The following is a 14,679-nucleotide window of genomic DNA, read 5'->3' on the forward strand; positions in this document are numbered from 1 at the left end:
TGCGTGTGTGAAAATCACGGAAATTAATCATTGATTATCAATGAATTAATTATAATTAAAAATATTATCTGACCTTCGTCGCTTTGAGTGATTTATTTTCCATCCTATAATATTCTATAAATCGGATATTGTCTGAAAGTTTTCTCTTCGAAGTAAGGAGAATTTCTGTACACCCAATCCAATTGAGCGGTTCCGTCATCAGCAAATTTTTTGTCTGATGCTTTTTTAGCCTCGAATTTTTGTTTTAAATCTTTATCTTTTTTCAATAATTCCGCTGCTGTATCTTCAAAAATATAGGCTGAATAATATTCTTTTTGAGCTAGAATTCCATCAAAGAAATTCCAGTTGAAGAAAGAGTCTAAAGCCTCAGGCTCAAGAGTTTCAATGATGTATTTTACACCTGCCTGACTAGTCGGAACAATATAATCTCCAGCAGAAAATGTTATCGTTTTATTTGATTTATCAACTGTCGTTTCATAATGAGAATAATGATCTTCGTAAGGATTTTTCACCGTTTTAAAATCATTAATTTTATAAGATTCAACGGCAATGATACTATCCTTTTGAATCGGCTTCATCTGAATTTGGTTTCTTTTAAACTCATCAATTACACGATATTGCGACTGCGGAATCACATAATATTTCGGAATTGTGATATAGCCTGTCGGAACAGCCGTTGTGAAAAGTTTTATATTTTTCGTAAATGGTTTATTTCTGTCGTAATACAATCTCGGTTTTCCTGAAATTTCACTTGGTTTATATTTTCCTTCATACCCTTTGAAATTTATCGTAGAATATTTTGTTGAATCTATTTTCCAACGAATTCCGTATTGTTTTCCGGCTTGATATTGTTTTAAATTTTCAATTCTGAGCTGTTTAATCTTTTTATAATCTTTATCTAAATTTTGAAGATTCACCAACATGTACTTGTACGTTGCATCGACTCTTTTATCGTAAGGTTTCAGCATATGCGTTTCAGGAACAGTTCCCAGAGAATTGAACAATGTTGTATAACCTGTAGAATATCTGGGCGAATCTTCAAATGAAGTAAAACCCACCTCCGGAATATCGCCATGAATATTGACATACGGTGTACTTTCGTACCCCAGTTTCTTTAGATCTTCAAGATTTTTAGCCTGATAATTATTGTAAAAATATTCACCCAAAACATTTCCCAACCTTTCTTTGAAAGTTGAAATATAAGTGAAAGTATACTGATAATCTGCTCCGTTACTCACATGATTATCAATAAAAACATCAGGTTTCAGCCATTGATATATCTCCTGAAAGCTTCTGGCATTTTTTGTATCTGCTTTAATGAAATCACGATTCAAATCATAATTTCGGGCATTTCCTCTGAAACCATATTGTTCAGGACCATTTTGATTGGCTCTGGAAAAGGAACCACGATTCAGCATTCCGCTCACGTTATATGCTGAAATTGCTGCAATGATAAAGTTTTGTGGAGTTTTTATTTTTTGCGTCGCTAAATCTCTCATCAACATCATCGTTGCATCAATACCGTCCGGTTCTCCGGGGTGAATTCCGTTGTTGACAAACAAAATTGCTTTTTCTTTTCTTAACTGATGTAAATCTTTTTCCGGAAAAGGATTGTAAATAACTACATAAATTGGTTTTCCGTTGTCATCTTCTCCCTTTTTTAAATATTGAACCGTATTGAAGTTTTTAGCTAAATTTTGATAATATGCATTCATCTCGTCATAAGTAACGGTCTGATTTCCATCTCCTTTTTCAAAAGGTGTCTGGAATTGAGTCTGTGCAAAAGCCAAGGTTGAAGCAAGAGAAAATAGAAAATATTTCAGTTTCATTGAAGTGATATTTCGAGGTTTAAAATTACTCAAAGTTTGCGAACTGATATCTATTTTTCAAAATGGAGTTTGTCCTTCAGAACAGAATACATGGAGTAAAGAATCTCTGGCTGCATGTGATTATTTTTTTCGACAAAAGCACAAGTTTGAAATTAATTTTACTATGTCAATTATACTTGAATTCCTGATGAAAACCTCTTTTGACTTTACTAAAATTCAAATTTGATTTCCCATAAAAAACCCCTAAAAGTTTAATGCTTATAAGGGGTATTTTTTACTTTATATTTCAATTAAAAAGCATACCAACGTCCACATTGATTAACACAAAATGGCTCAAGATCGGGATCTGTTGTAGAAGATTGAAGGCAAGTTGCCTCGGAACTGTAATATGGTTTACCTGAAGCCCACCAAGATGCACATTCTGGCGTAATTCCTCCTTTAATAGATTTTAAATTTTCTCTTGAAATCTTGTTTAATTTTTTCATAATGATTTTGTTTGATTTTCCTACTCTATACGCTTTTCGGATACCTCGATATTATTACACTAATATATGAAATATTCAATATGAAAATAATTTTTTTTTATTGTACTAATTTTTTTCAATTAATCTTTATTATAAATATATTTAGTATCCACAAAATCCGTCAGCCAGACATTATTTTCGGAAAGATAAAACTCAATTCCATCATTAAACATCTCTTTTGTTTTAATAATCAAAATAAGAGGTTTTCCGTGGCGCATTCCGACTTTGGTTGCGGTTTCTTTGTCCTGACTGAGATGAACATGTTGCCGGTTTCTTTTTTCAATTCCTTTTTCTAAAATAGAATCCCTATTTCTTTCAGCCGTTCCGTGATACAGAAATTCGGGTGGTTGCTGTGGCTTCAATGCTAAATCAATATCAATAGAATGTCCTTGATTGGCTCTGATTCTGGTTTTATCTTCATTAAATATGAAACGTTTTTTATCATTGGTTTCCACCATTTCTTCGAGTTCTTCGAAGGTAAAGCCCTCGTAGGAATCTCTTTTTGATTTTGTGATTAATTCATCCACGCTTGTCCAGCCGTTTTCATCTAAATTTAAATTGATGATTTCGGGTTTATGTCTTAGAACTAAGCTGATAAATTTGCTTATTTTTTTCTTTCTTTGTTCGTTCATGGTTAATTTAATTTATTTCATTAATTGAGTTTCTAATTTAATGCATAAGTTTTCAATGTCATTTTTTCTCGCCAATACCTTAATCCATTCCTCAGGAATACTTTCAAAACCATAATAAATTCCGGCAATTCCTCCTGTAATGGCTCCCGTTGTATCAGTATCTTCTCCTAAATTGACGGCTTTTAAAACAGCTTCCGAATAACTTGCAGAATTTAGAAAACACCATAATGAGGCTTCTAAGCTGTGGAGAACATATCCTCCGGAACTAATTGTATCTTCATCATATTTTGAAATATCATTCTTTAAAACCCTATCAAAAAGCTGAATTTCTTTGGAGTTAAAACCCTGAATTTCTGCAAATTCCAAAGCTGTTTTTTGAGTATGCAGATAAGCTGCTTCTTTATCTTTTCCTTTAATTAATTCAATGGCAAAAATCACATAGATAAAACATGCAAAAACTGAACGGAAATGTCCGTGAGTAATCGATGAAACTTCTTTTACGGTTTTATATAATTTCTCAATATTTTCTTCATCTTTAAGATAAAAAGCCAAGGGAAGAGTTCTCATCAAAGAACCGTTCCCATTGTCTTCTTCAAAAATATTTCCTGAAAATCTGGCGCTTTCCCCTTTAATTAATCTTGCAATGGAATGCCTTGTTGTTCCGCCAATATCGAAAAGTCTTCCATGAGCTGTCCAATGTCCATATTTCACCCATTTCACAAAGCTTTCTCCAATCTTTTCCAAATCATATGCTTTAGTTAATTGTTCTGCAATACAAAGCGTTAATGAACTATCGTCGCTCCAGGTTCCTTTAGGTTGATTCCACGAACCAAATTCCCGCATATTTTCAACAGGAAAACTTTTCAATAATTCTCGAGTTTTAAATTCTACCGGAACGCCCAACGCATCACCGATACAAACTCCGAAGATTCCTGATTTTATTGCGTTTTCCATTAGGCAAGATTTAACAATTTATCGTACAATAATTTCATTCCTTTGGTTGCGATTTCTTTCATGACAACAGCTCTTTGTCCGTATCCCAAACCTGTTTCGTTGGGATTGATTACAATTAAAAGACAATCATCCTTGATATCATGAAGTAATCCCGCAGCAGGATAAACCTGCAGAGATGTTCCGATTACCAATAAAATATCCGCTTCTTTTGCTTTTTTCGTCGCTTCTTTCATTAATGGAACATCTTCTCCGAACCAAACGATGAAAGGTCGTAATTGAGCACCGTCTTCTGCTTTATCGCCAATGTTGATATCGTCTTTTTGTTCGTAAATCAGATTTTTATTGTTGCAGGAACATGATTTGAATAATTCTCCGTGCAAATGCAAAATATGTGTAGAACCTGCTCTTTCGTGCAAATCGTCAATGTTTTGTGTGATAATCTGAACCTCGAAATGTTTTTCCAGTTCTGCCAATAATCTGTGCGCATCATTCGGTTCCACTTCATGAAGCTGGCGGCGTCTCTGATTGTAAAATTCCAAAACCAAAGATCTGTCTTTTCGCCATCCTTCCGGACTTGCTACATCCGTTATATTATGATTTTCCCAAAGACCGTCTCCGTCCCTGAAAGTTTTTATTCCGCTTTCGGCACTGATTCCGGCGCCGGTTAATATGGTTAGTTTTTTCATTTGTTTTTTGTTTTAGTTTTTAAACGCTAAGCTCGCAAAGATTTTATTTTAAAATTGTCTTGCAGATTTTCGTTCGCAAAGGCTTTTGACTACGTCGAATCTTCGATTTCACTCAGCGAATAAGTGTTAATTTATTCTTCTAATAATTTTTTATAAATCTCTTCATTTTCATCATCAAAACAGACGAAAATAACTTTTTCTACGATGCCTGATTTGAAATTTTTAACCTCATCAACAGCAATTTTTCCTGCCAATTCTTTTGGAAATCTATAAACTCCTGTACTGATATTTGGGAAAGCAATTGTTTTAATGTCTAAACTTTCAGCCAATTTCAGTGAGTTTTTATAACAATTTGCCAATAATTTTGATCCTTTTTCTTCATTATCATTCCAAACCGGACCAACTGTGTGAATCACATATTTTGCAGGAAGATTTCCTGCGGTCGTTACCACCGCTTCGCCGGTTTTACATTTTCCTTGTCGATTTCTGATTTCAATGCATTCATCCAAGATTTGTTTTCCTCCCGCACGATGAATTGCTCCATCGACTCCGCCGCCACCTAATAATGATGAATTCGCTGCATTAACGATTGCGTCCGCTTGTATTTTGGTGATGTCACCTTTTATTAATTCAATTTTCATAAAATTGGCTTTTTCTCCAGTTTTCAACATTTTTAATCCAAGATGGAATTGTATTTTCATTGCAACATAAAATACTAACTCCTCCGGCCATCGCACAAGTTGTATCTCTGTCACCCAAAGCTGAAACGGGATTCCAAAGGCATTCTTCAAAATTGTTTCTGTATCTCGAAAGCATCCAGATTACAATCGGAACGGTGTCCTGAGCGGTCATCTTGATTCCGTTTCCTAAGGTTTTAACTAATAATTCAATGCTTGGATTTCCATCTAAATATAAAGCTTTGTTCAACTTGCTTTTCATATCAGAATCATTTAATTCATCCTGAATTTTTTGAATAAAAGCCTGCTGATCTAATTTTATTATTCCCAATTTTTCCTGAACTGCAAAAGCTGCCGCCAACGCAATGGCTTTCGTTCCTTCAATCGCCTCTCTGTTGGCATGAGTAACTTCGCAGGAAAGGTCTGCACTCAATTTAAGTTTTTCTAAATCAGCATAAAAATAGGCTCCGATTATCGAAGCTCTCATTGCTCCTCCATTTCCCATTGAGCCTTGTCCTTCAAATTTTGAATAAGAAACTTCTTTCCAATTTTCTCCACTTTTTATTGCTCTAAAATATTGATGCATCGAAGGTCCGTAACCTCTGTTGATATCTAAATAATAGTTTTTGGTAAACTCTTCTGCTAAAAAATACTGATTGATTTCACTAAATTTTTCTAAAGATTTGTAAACAGCAATCGCCATAATCGTATCATCTGTAAAATCTAAAGAACTTTCAGGAATAATTCTCTGATGAATATAAGATTTCATCAAACTTTCTTCCCCGAAAAAACTTTCTCCAAAAGCATCTCCGATAGAGATTCCCGTTAGAGACTTTGAAGCGAGTAAGAGTTTATCTTTCATTATATTAACCTTAATTTTATATTTAATTCTTCATCATCAAACAACAACGGTTTTTCTTCAGGAAGAATTAAATTATCCAAATCATCATTCAAAACAAATTGGTGTTGCTCTTTCACAAAATCTGAAATATTTTCAATCAAAAGAATATCCTCTTTAGCAAAAGAACGGGTAAATTCATTTCTCAAACCAATCTGAATAGCTCTTCTTTCCAATTTTCCGCCAAAAGGATCATGATCCGGATCCCACTGTAATCTCACAGAAGATTCTTTTACCTGATTTTGCCATTCTTCTCTGGAAACTCCCAATCTGTCATTATAAGTTGAATAAACTGCATTTTCAAGATATTTTTTGAAAGCATTCATTTTTAAATGAATCGCCAAAACATATTCCTGACCTTCCTTTGTTCCCCATCCGTTTCGATACATCATCCAAAGAAAATTCGGTTTTATCCAAGTCATTCTTTCTAAGCTGAATGCTCCACCAAAATATTGATTTTTAACTGCAAATTCACCAATCTCTTTTCGATATGACTGATAAACGATGATTTTTTCATCATTATATTGAGCCATGATGTGATACCCTTTTTCAGGCCAATCTTGCAGTTGTTCTTTATATTTTTTAAATTTAAGTTCCATTATACTTCTTCAAACGGCTTTATCATTTCCTCCTTCTTCGAGAGAATCGCAAAAACCACTCTTTTAAATTTATTTTTATACTTTCCGTGAAGATGTTTTTTAAATAATTCAGCAATTTCTTTCGGATCATTTTTAAAAACACCGCATCCCCAAGCTCCCAAGATCAAGGTTTCATTTCCCTGATGTAAAGCCAAAGCCAACATTTTATCTGTTCTTACATCCATCGCCCCGAAAATTTCGTGAGCTCTTTCCGGTTCCTGTCGTTTGACAACTCCTGCATTCACCGCCGGAGAAGTGATGAAATTACACAAAACAGGTTTCGGCAACAATTCGCCTTTATCCTTTCTGAAAACCGGAACTTTCGGGCTGTAAATCATCATGTCGGTGTAGAAACAAGATTCCATTTCGCGGTGAATTTTGTAATAATCCCAACCTTGAAGCAGACTTTCGTGCAATCCTGAAGTTCTCGCCAGACTTTCTTCCTGAGCTTCGGCTCCGTTGATAAAACCGCCTCCAGGATTTTTTGCTGATGCGAAATTCAGACACATGATTTTTTCCTGATTTTCTTCTTCGGCTAATTGTAAAATTGCTTTTAAAGAACTGCATCTGCAGACTTCAAACTGCGTTTCAAAATGGGTTTCAGGAAGTTCGTTATTTGCCAATTCTGAAAGTTCATCGGGATAGAACAAAAATGTCCCTTTCGTGGAAACTTCCAATTCGTTTTCTATATTTATTTTTTCGTTGTGTTCGTTTATATAATATTTCTTGGCAAGGATATCCAAAGTATCTTTTGCCATTCCTTTATTGGTCATCGTTAGTTTTTTTATGTCTATTAGTAAATTTTCTACATGAGCATTTGCTGGTTCTTTAAAATCTTTTCCCATAAATACTTTTGTCACTTTAATATTTCCTACAATTGCCTGATTAAAAGTATTCAATTCTTCCGAAGGAACCCACAGTTCATTGTGATTTTTGGCTCCGACATTTTGTGCAGGATATTTATTGACAATTTCTTCTAATACTTCAAATTCTGTTACAAATCCCAGATAATTTCCGGCTTCATCTCTTGTATTCCATTTTTCTGCAATTTCGGAAGCGTAACCTTCATCTAAAACGGGATAGAAAATAGGTTGCCATTCGAGTCTTGGAGGGAATTTTTTGAAATTGCTTTCGATAATTAAAAGCATTTCTTTTTCTCCGACGGGTCTGTATAATGTTTTTGTTTTCATGGTGTGCTTTTTTATTTTTAATTTTTTTAACGCAGAGGCCGCAAAGATTTCGTTTTATCTCTCGATGTATATTTTAAGTTCGCAAAGGCGTTTCACTTAACTAAGATCACAAAGAGTTTTTCATTATGTTAGATTTCAATCAATTCTTTTAAAATTCTTTGAATAAGGCGAATAAGATCCAAAAGCCTGATTAAATCTCACCTTTAGATTTTCTATTTTAAATGTTTTATCCAATTGATCTAAGCAAGTTATTACCAGATTTTTCTTTTGAGCAACAACATAAGCTTTATCCAGTTTCAAGGCATAATTCAACAAATCATAATCCAAATCTCCGAAACGCAGATCCTTTTGGTATTCATTAAAAGTACAGGTTTCTTGCTCATTATTTTTCAGGTTTAATGATTTTTCATTGCTCATCCATCCATTTCCATGACGGGTTGAGTAACTTCTGGTCACATAAAACATTTCAATATCTTCAATATTAAGCAGTTTACAAACCTGATAAGCATTTTTAGAAGTCGTATTTGCGTAAGTCACATTTGGAAAAACCCCATGATCCATGTCCAGTAAAATTCCTTGGCTTCCTTCAAAAATAAGATGATTAAATGATTTTAAGTATTCATACCCTTCTATTTTCCAATCTATTTTATCAATCGCTTCTAAAAAATCCTGCAATGCATTTGTAATTTCTTCATCTTCTTCAAAACCATAATAATGGGCAATTCCTTTTAATTTTTCAATCAGCATTACTCTTGGAGCGATTAAATCAACAGCAAATAATTTAAACGGACTTTCATTTCTTTTCATCGTTGCTCCCACTCCTTTTCCGCAAGTTCCGTGTTCTAAGTTTTTGACATTCTTTCTGTTGTATAAAACATCAAAAGGTGTTGTTACTTTTGCTAACGGATGGATCGTCAATTCAACATTTCCATTTTTTTGTATTAGCTCTTCCCTTTCATTGAATAAAAACGTTGGATGAACCGTACAATGTTCCGTAAAATACGAAGGCAAACCACGCAGCGCGCCACTCGCAAAGCTGGAATGAATGTGCTTTTTATCATCAATCATAACCGTATGCGCCGCCTGTTGACCTCCAGAAAACCGAATAACTACAGACTCAGGATGTTGCTGAGCCAGAAAATCGGTGGTAATGCCTTTGCCTTCGTCCCCAAATCCTAAGCCTATAATTATTTGTGCTGTTTTCATTTTTAATACATTTGAATATTATCTAATCCTTTTAAATCCGTTGTAGTAAAATTATCTTTAAATTTACTGCAAACCACATCTTTGATCACTTTCGGAACATCTCTGTAATCTTCGATAGACAAACAGTTTTGTCCCAGCAAATCTTTCCATCCTTTATCTGCATTTACCGCTTGTCCGGAATGCAGAACGCTGATGTGAAAAACCTCATATTTTTTCTGAGCTTCAGCCAATAATTCCGTGTGTTTGAAAGTTTGCTGACCTGTTCCCATAATCTCTCTGATTGCAGAAGCAGGAAGTGTTTTCAGGCAAGGTTCATCACCAATAGTGAATAACAATCCTTTCTGGTTTCTCTTTTCAAAAGCATCTGTTCTTGTGTGAAAAGCCGCAAAATACCAAGCCAATAAATAACTTTCTCCTGCATTTCCTCCACCTCCGGACTCGATATAAGTTCTTATTAACCACATATCAAGCTCTTCATCACCCGATTCAAATTGACCAACTTGTAAGGGATAACCATCACATTCATGATCTCCGATTCCTAAGAATAAAAGCGCCGGATTGGGAACGCCACCCTGGATAATTCCGCCCATCAGTTTTGGAAGACCTTCTTGGATCAAATCATAAGGAATATGTCCCATACTTCCCGTTACGTCCAGTCCTAAAATAATGGGAACCGAATTCGGATGAACCTCAGAATCTCTTGATTCTCTGAAAGAAATACCGTGTGGATTCATCGATTCATGCGCTTTTCTTTTTGCATTCTGCGTGAAAATTTCACTCGCAGATTTTGATGCATATCCTGCTTTCTTTGCTCTGTCAAAACGAGCGTCCATGTCGTATCTTGTACCTCCCATAACTTAAAATTTTTTGCCAAATAAATATTCGAATCTTGTTCTTGTTAATTCCAATTGAATATTTAAATTTCTGATGATTAATGATAATTCTATGTCTTTCTGAACGAATGCTTCCGGCTGAAAATCAGCGAATGTCAAACTGTTTTTGTCTAATGGGCTGATGTCGATTAAACCTTCTTGTTCTCTTTCCAGTCTTTTGATTTTCAGTTCGATATCTTCAACTCTTCGTCTGTAAATCAGCTCTGCATCTTCTCCGATAATTCGGGCACGGTCTTCTCTGATCTGGTCATTATTTCTCTGTAATGATTCGATGAATCTGGGTTTTAAGTCTTCTTCCATAATTCATTTTATTTTGTGTTTGTTTTACGCTAATTAAAAACTGCATGGTTTTGCCTTAATTCTTTTCGAATTATTATTTTAATTAGCATTTTTATATTAATATTTTGTGTTTGGTTATTCTGTTTTTACCTTCTTATTTCATCTCTAACTTTCATCAAAGCAAATCCCAATAAATTTTCACCATTCCATTGTAATGGATTTTCTGCTTTTGGATCTGTTTCTAACATTCCGATTCCCCAAATTGTATCATAAGGACTCGCTTCTACTATAATTTTACCGTTTGTTGAAAGTAAAAATTGTTTAAACTCTTCATTTTGAGAAAACTTTAACAGGTTTCCTTGTTTTACAATTTCATATTTATGTTCATCCCAGATTTTAGGATCAAAATTTTTAATTTTTCTTCCTAAACTTTTAGCTTCGTTTGGCATTTCTGCTTTTAAAATTCTTTCTAAAATTTCATGGTCATTAAATAATTTAGCTTTTCCTGCCATCATATAATGTTCAGCAGTTTTATATCTGATTCCGTTTTCCTGAAATTCTAAAGGAAACCATTGGCTGAAACATGCTTTTGTAATTTCATCTTTCATCGTATGTCCCCAGAAGAACAGAAATTCCAGCTTTTCTTTTCTCTGATATTTTTCAATCGTATTACTTAATGTGTATTTCATAATTGCGTTATTATTACACAAATGTAAAAGATTATGATTTTATCTTCCAAATTTATTTGTGTTAATTTTACGCTAAACAATTTAATTGTTTGATTTTCAGTATTAAAAATATTTTAAAGATAATCCGTTGTACTAAAGAATTGCCACGAATGCACGAATAATTTTGTTAATTATTTTTGATTTAAAAGTTATCAAGTAGGTTTAAAGATAAAAATTCGTGAATTAGTGGCAGAAAAACTATTTAATCTCAAAATAAAAACCCTGTTCTTCAAGCTCTTTATATTTATCCTGATTGAAAGTAAATAATTTGCCAGGTCTGCCGCTGCCTTCTTTTTTAAGATTATTCGTTTCATTCAATAATCCATAGCTCATTATCTTTTTTCGGAAATTTCTACGGTCGATTTCCTTTCCAATAATGGTTTTATATAAATTTTCAAGATCAGAAAAAGCAAATTCTTCATTCAAAAGATTAAAACCGATTGGTTGATACTGAAGTTTTGTTCGAAGTCTTTTTAATGCAATATCAATAATATTCTGATGATCGAAAGCGAGCTTTGGAAGGTTTTTAATACCAAACCATTGCGCATCATCCGCGTCCGAATCGGCAAAGAGTTCATGATAAGAAGGATTCACCAAACCCAAGTAAGCTATCGAAACGACTCTGTTTCTAGGATCGCGACCTACGTTGCCAAAAGTATAGAGCTGTTCCAAAAAATCGGGCTTTATACCTGCTTCTTCGTAAAGTTCTCTTTTCACCGCATCATCCAGATTTTCATCATCTAAAACCAATCCGCCAGGAAGCGCCCAACCTCCTTTAAAAGGCTCAATATTTCTTTTAATCAACAGAAGCTGAAGATCTTTTTTATCAAAATATCCGAAAATAACTGCGTCTACAGCAACTTTTATATCCTGTATTTTTTTTTGATTCTCCATTGTATTGATTTGCGTTGTGAATACACAAATTTACACTTTAAATTGAGCAATATCAAATTTAAAATTAAAAAAATTTGCTTTAAAAATTTCATTACATTTATAATCAACTTAAAACTAAACGATTATGAAAAATTTATTATTAGCAGTTTGCACATCATTTTTGTTTTTGGCTTGTGATAAGGTGAAAATGGATGTGAAAACCACAAAATCAGAGGAATGGAAACCTGTAGACTCTGCAACCGCAACCAAAGCATGGATGGATTTTGCAACTCCGGGTGAGATGCATAAAATGCTGGCAAAATCTGACGGAGCCTGGAGTGGAGCCAACACAATGTGGATGGAAAACGGTGGAAAGCCAATGACAAGCACTTCTGAAGTAAGCAATAAAATGATTTTTGACGGACGTTATCAGGTTAGCGAACACAAAGGAAATTTTATGGGAATGCCTTTCGAAGGAATGAGCATTACAGGTTACGACAATGCCAAAAAGAAGTTTGTAAGCAACTGGATAGACAATATGGGAACAGGAATTATGAATATGGAAGGTGAATGGAATGCTTCATCAAAATCAATAGAATTTAAAGGAAAAATGACGGATCCTGCAAGACCCGGAAGAGATTGCGATATAAGAGAAGTCTTTACTTTCGTGGATGACAATACGCAGAAACTGGAAATGTATGGACCAGATTCTAAAACGGGAAAAGAGTTTAAAACGATGGAAATAAAATTCACTCGTAATAAATAAATAAAAAATCCGCAGACATTTCTGCGGATTTTGCTTTTATCTTTTGCCTTTTACTTGGCGTTTACTTAATCATTCAGCTTTAAAACAGCCATAAATGCCGACTGCGGTACTTCTACTCTACCGATCTGCTTCATTTTCTTTTTACCTTCCTTCTGCTTCTCCAAAAGCTTACGCTTTCTGGAAATATCCCCTCCGTAACATTTTGCGGTAACGTCTTTTCTTAAAGCCTTAATGGTTTCTCTTGCAATAACTTTCGTACCTAAAGCTGCCTGAACTGCAATATCAAACTGCTGTCTCGGGATTAGCTCGCGAAGTTTTTCACACATCTTTTTACCAATGTGATACGCATTAGAATCGTGAATCAATGAAGACAATGCATCTACCATATCTCCATTAATCAGTATGTCCATTTTTACCAATTTAGAAGCTCTGAATCCGATTGGATGATAGTCGAATGATGCGTAACCTTTAGAAATAGATTTTAATCGGTCATAGAAGTCAAAAACAACCTCAGCCAAAGGCATATTGAAGATTAATTCAACTCTTTCCGATGTTAAATAACTTTGATTAACAATCTCTCCTCTTTTCTCGATACAAAGCGTCATTACAGCACCCACAAAATCAGATTTTGTAATGATAGAAGCCTTGATGAAAGGTTCTTCTACTCTGTCCATTGTCGATGGATCCATCATTTCAGATGGGTTATTGATCAGGATCGGAACTTCTGGTTCTTTTTTAGTATAACCAAAATAAGATACGTTCGGTACCGTCGTGATAACGTTCATATTAAACTCTCTGTCCAATCTTTCCTGAACGATTTCCATGTGAAGCATTCCTAAGAAGCCACAACGGAAGCCGAAACCAAGAGCTGCCGAACTTTCCGGTTCGAAAACTAAAGAGGCGTCATTTAATCTTAATTTTTCAAGAGAGAATCTTAATTCTTCAAAATCCTCAGAATCAATTGGATAAATCCCGGCAAAAACCATTGGCTTTACTTCCTCAAAACCTTCAATTGGTCCTGCTGCAGGATTTTCAAAAGTTGTGATCGTATCTCCAACTTTTACTTCTCTTGCATCTTTAATTCCGGAAATCAGATATCCTACGTCTCCACATTGGATCGTTTTTTTTGGCACCTGCTTCAGTTTTAATGTTCCAACTTCATCAGCTCCGTATTCCTTTCCTGTAGCGAAGAATTTTACTTTTTCATTTTTAGAAATACTTCCGTTTACTACTTTGAAATAGGCCTCAATTCCTCTGAACGGGTTGTAAACCGAGTCAAAAATCAAAGCTTGAAGCGGTGCGTCAGGATCTCCTACCGGAGCTGGAATTCTCTCTACAATTTGCTCCAACAAATGATGAACTCCTTCTCCTGTTTTTCCTGAAACTCTTAAAACATCTTCATATTCGCAACCGATCAAATTCATGATCTCGTCGGTTACTTCTTCAGGATTTGCAGAAGGAAGGTCAATTTTATTTAAGATCGGAATAATTGTTAAATCATTTTCCAATGCTAAATATAAATTACTAATTGTTTGTGCCTGAATACTTTGCGCAGCATCTACAATAAGAAGCGCACCCTCACAAGCGGCAATTGAACGGGAAACTTCGTAAGAAAAATCTACGTGTCCTGGTGTATCAATTAGATTTAAAATATATTTTTCTCCTTTATATTCATAATCCATCTGGATCGCATGAGACTTGATTGTAATCCCACGTTCTTTCTCCAAATCCATATCATCCAGCGTCTGAGACTGTAATTCTCTTTGAGTCACCGTATTGGTATACTCCAAAAGACGATCCGCCAAAGTACTTTTACCGTGGTCAATATGAGCGATTATGCAAAAATTTCGTATGTTTTTCATTTAAGAACCTTGTAATTTGCAAAGATAACAAATTGCAGCATATT

General features: G+C 34.5%; 16 protein-coding genes. 1 reads left to right on the plus strand and 15 read right to left on the minus strand.

Annotated features, from left to right (window positions below; all coding sequences use genetic code 11):
* Positions 1 to 104: 104 nt before the first annotated feature.
* The 14 genes from ACKX2A_RS11355 to ACKX2A_RS11420 form a co-directional block, all read right to left on the minus strand.
* Positions 105 to 1,829 (minus strand): hypothetical protein, encoded by a 1,725-nt coding sequence (locus tag ACKX2A_RS11355; RefSeq protein WP_415324689.1) that lies wholly within the window; start codon positions 1,827 to 1,829, stop codon positions 105 to 107.
* 290 nt (positions 1,830 to 2,119) lie between these two features.
* Complete coding sequence (locus tag ACKX2A_RS11360) at positions 2,120 to 2,314, minus strand: hypothetical protein (protein WP_415324690.1); 195 nt, start codon at positions 2,312 to 2,314, stop codon at positions 2,120 to 2,122.
* A 119-nt stretch (positions 2,315 to 2,433) separates the two neighbouring features.
* Complete coding sequence (locus tag ACKX2A_RS11365) at positions 2,434 to 2,985, minus strand: RNA 2'-phosphotransferase (RefSeq protein WP_415324692.1); 552 nt, start codon at positions 2,983 to 2,985, stop codon at positions 2,434 to 2,436.
* A 12-nt stretch (positions 2,986 to 2,997) separates the two neighbouring features.
* Positions 2,998 to 3,939 (minus strand): ADP-ribosylglycohydrolase family protein, encoded by a 942-nt coding sequence (locus tag ACKX2A_RS11370; protein ID WP_415324694.1) that lies wholly within the window; start codon positions 3,937 to 3,939, stop codon positions 2,998 to 3,000.
* The gene (locus tag ACKX2A_RS11375) at positions 3,939 to 4,625 is read right to left on the minus strand and encodes an SIR2 family NAD-dependent protein deacylase (protein ID WP_415324696.1); all 687 of its coding nucleotides are present in this window, start codon (positions 4,623 to 4,625) and stop codon (positions 3,939 to 3,941) included. Before ACKX2A_RS11375 ends, ACKX2A_RS11370 begins: the two co-directional genes overlap by 1 nt.
* Positions 4,626 to 4,756: 131 nt before the next feature.
* Positions 4,757 to 5,266, minus strand: a complete 510-nt coding sequence (locus tag ACKX2A_RS11380; protein ID WP_415324697.1) for an O-acetyl-ADP-ribose deacetylase — start codon at positions 5,264 to 5,266, stop codon at positions 4,757 to 4,759.
* A complete protein-coding gene (locus ACKX2A_RS11385; protein ID WP_415324698.1) occupies positions 5,256 to 6,164 on the minus strand; it encodes an ADP-ribosylglycohydrolase family protein in 909 nt (302 codons plus the stop codon). Before ACKX2A_RS11385 ends, ACKX2A_RS11380 begins: the two co-directional genes overlap by 11 nt.
* Complete coding sequence (locus ACKX2A_RS11390) at positions 6,164 to 6,799, minus strand: DUF4291 domain-containing protein (protein ID WP_415324699.1); 636 nt, start codon at positions 6,797 to 6,799, stop codon at positions 6,164 to 6,166. Before ACKX2A_RS11390 ends, ACKX2A_RS11385 begins: the two co-directional genes overlap by 1 nt.
* The gene (locus ACKX2A_RS11395) at positions 6,799 to 8,028 is read right to left on the minus strand and encodes a TIGR02452 family protein (protein WP_415324700.1); all 1,230 of its coding nucleotides are present in this window, start codon (positions 8,026 to 8,028) and stop codon (positions 6,799 to 6,801) included. The genes ACKX2A_RS11390 and ACKX2A_RS11395 overlap by 1 nt, the downstream gene beginning before the upstream one ends.
* Before the next feature lie 135 nt (positions 8,029 to 8,163).
* On the minus strand, positions 8,164 to 9,234 hold the full coding sequence (locus ACKX2A_RS11400; RefSeq protein WP_415324701.1) for an adenylosuccinate synthetase: 1,071 nt from the start codon (positions 9,232 to 9,234) through the stop codon (positions 8,164 to 8,166).
* Positions 9,235 to 9,236: 2 nt separating this feature from the next.
* A complete protein-coding gene (locus tag ACKX2A_RS11405) occupies positions 9,237 to 10,088 on the minus strand; it encodes a hypothetical protein (protein WP_415324702.1) in 852 nt (283 codons plus the stop codon).
* Positions 10,089 to 10,091: 3 nt separating this feature from the next.
* Entirely contained in the window at positions 10,092 to 10,427 is a 336-nt protein-coding gene (locus ACKX2A_RS11410; protein ID WP_415324704.1) for a hypothetical protein, read from the minus strand.
* A 125-nt stretch (positions 10,428 to 10,552) separates the two neighbouring features.
* Complete coding sequence (locus ACKX2A_RS11415) at positions 10,553 to 11,095, minus strand: NADAR family protein (protein WP_415324705.1); 543 nt, start codon at positions 11,093 to 11,095, stop codon at positions 10,553 to 10,555.
* Positions 11,096 to 11,332: 237 nt separating this feature from the next.
* On the minus strand, positions 11,333 to 12,010 hold the full coding sequence (locus tag ACKX2A_RS11420) for an NrtR DNA-binding winged helix domain-containing protein (protein ID WP_415329463.1): 678 nt from the start codon (positions 12,008 to 12,010) through the stop codon (positions 11,333 to 11,335).
* A gap of 142 nt (positions 12,011 to 12,152) precedes the next feature.
* Between ACKX2A_RS11420 and ACKX2A_RS11425 the strand changes: the two genes are divergently transcribed.
* Complete coding sequence (locus tag ACKX2A_RS11425) at positions 12,153 to 12,773, plus strand: DUF1579 domain-containing protein (protein ID WP_415324707.1); 621 nt, start codon at positions 12,153 to 12,155, stop codon at positions 12,771 to 12,773.
* 65 nt (positions 12,774 to 12,838) lie between these two features.
* On the opposite strand, the gene lepA is transcribed toward ACKX2A_RS11425, so the two are convergent.
* Positions 12,839 to 14,635, minus strand: coding sequence for a translation elongation factor 4 (gene lepA, locus ACKX2A_RS11430; RefSeq protein ID WP_415324709.1), 1,797 nt, complete (start codon positions 14,633 to 14,635; stop codon positions 12,839 to 12,841).
* Between the last annotated feature and the right edge of the window lie 44 nt (positions 14,636 to 14,679).

It is taken from the genome of Chryseobacterium sp. MMS23-Vi53 (genome assembly GCF_047651245.1).
Taxonomy (GTDB): domain Bacteria; phylum Bacteroidota; class Bacteroidia; order Flavobacteriales; family Weeksellaceae; genus Chryseobacterium.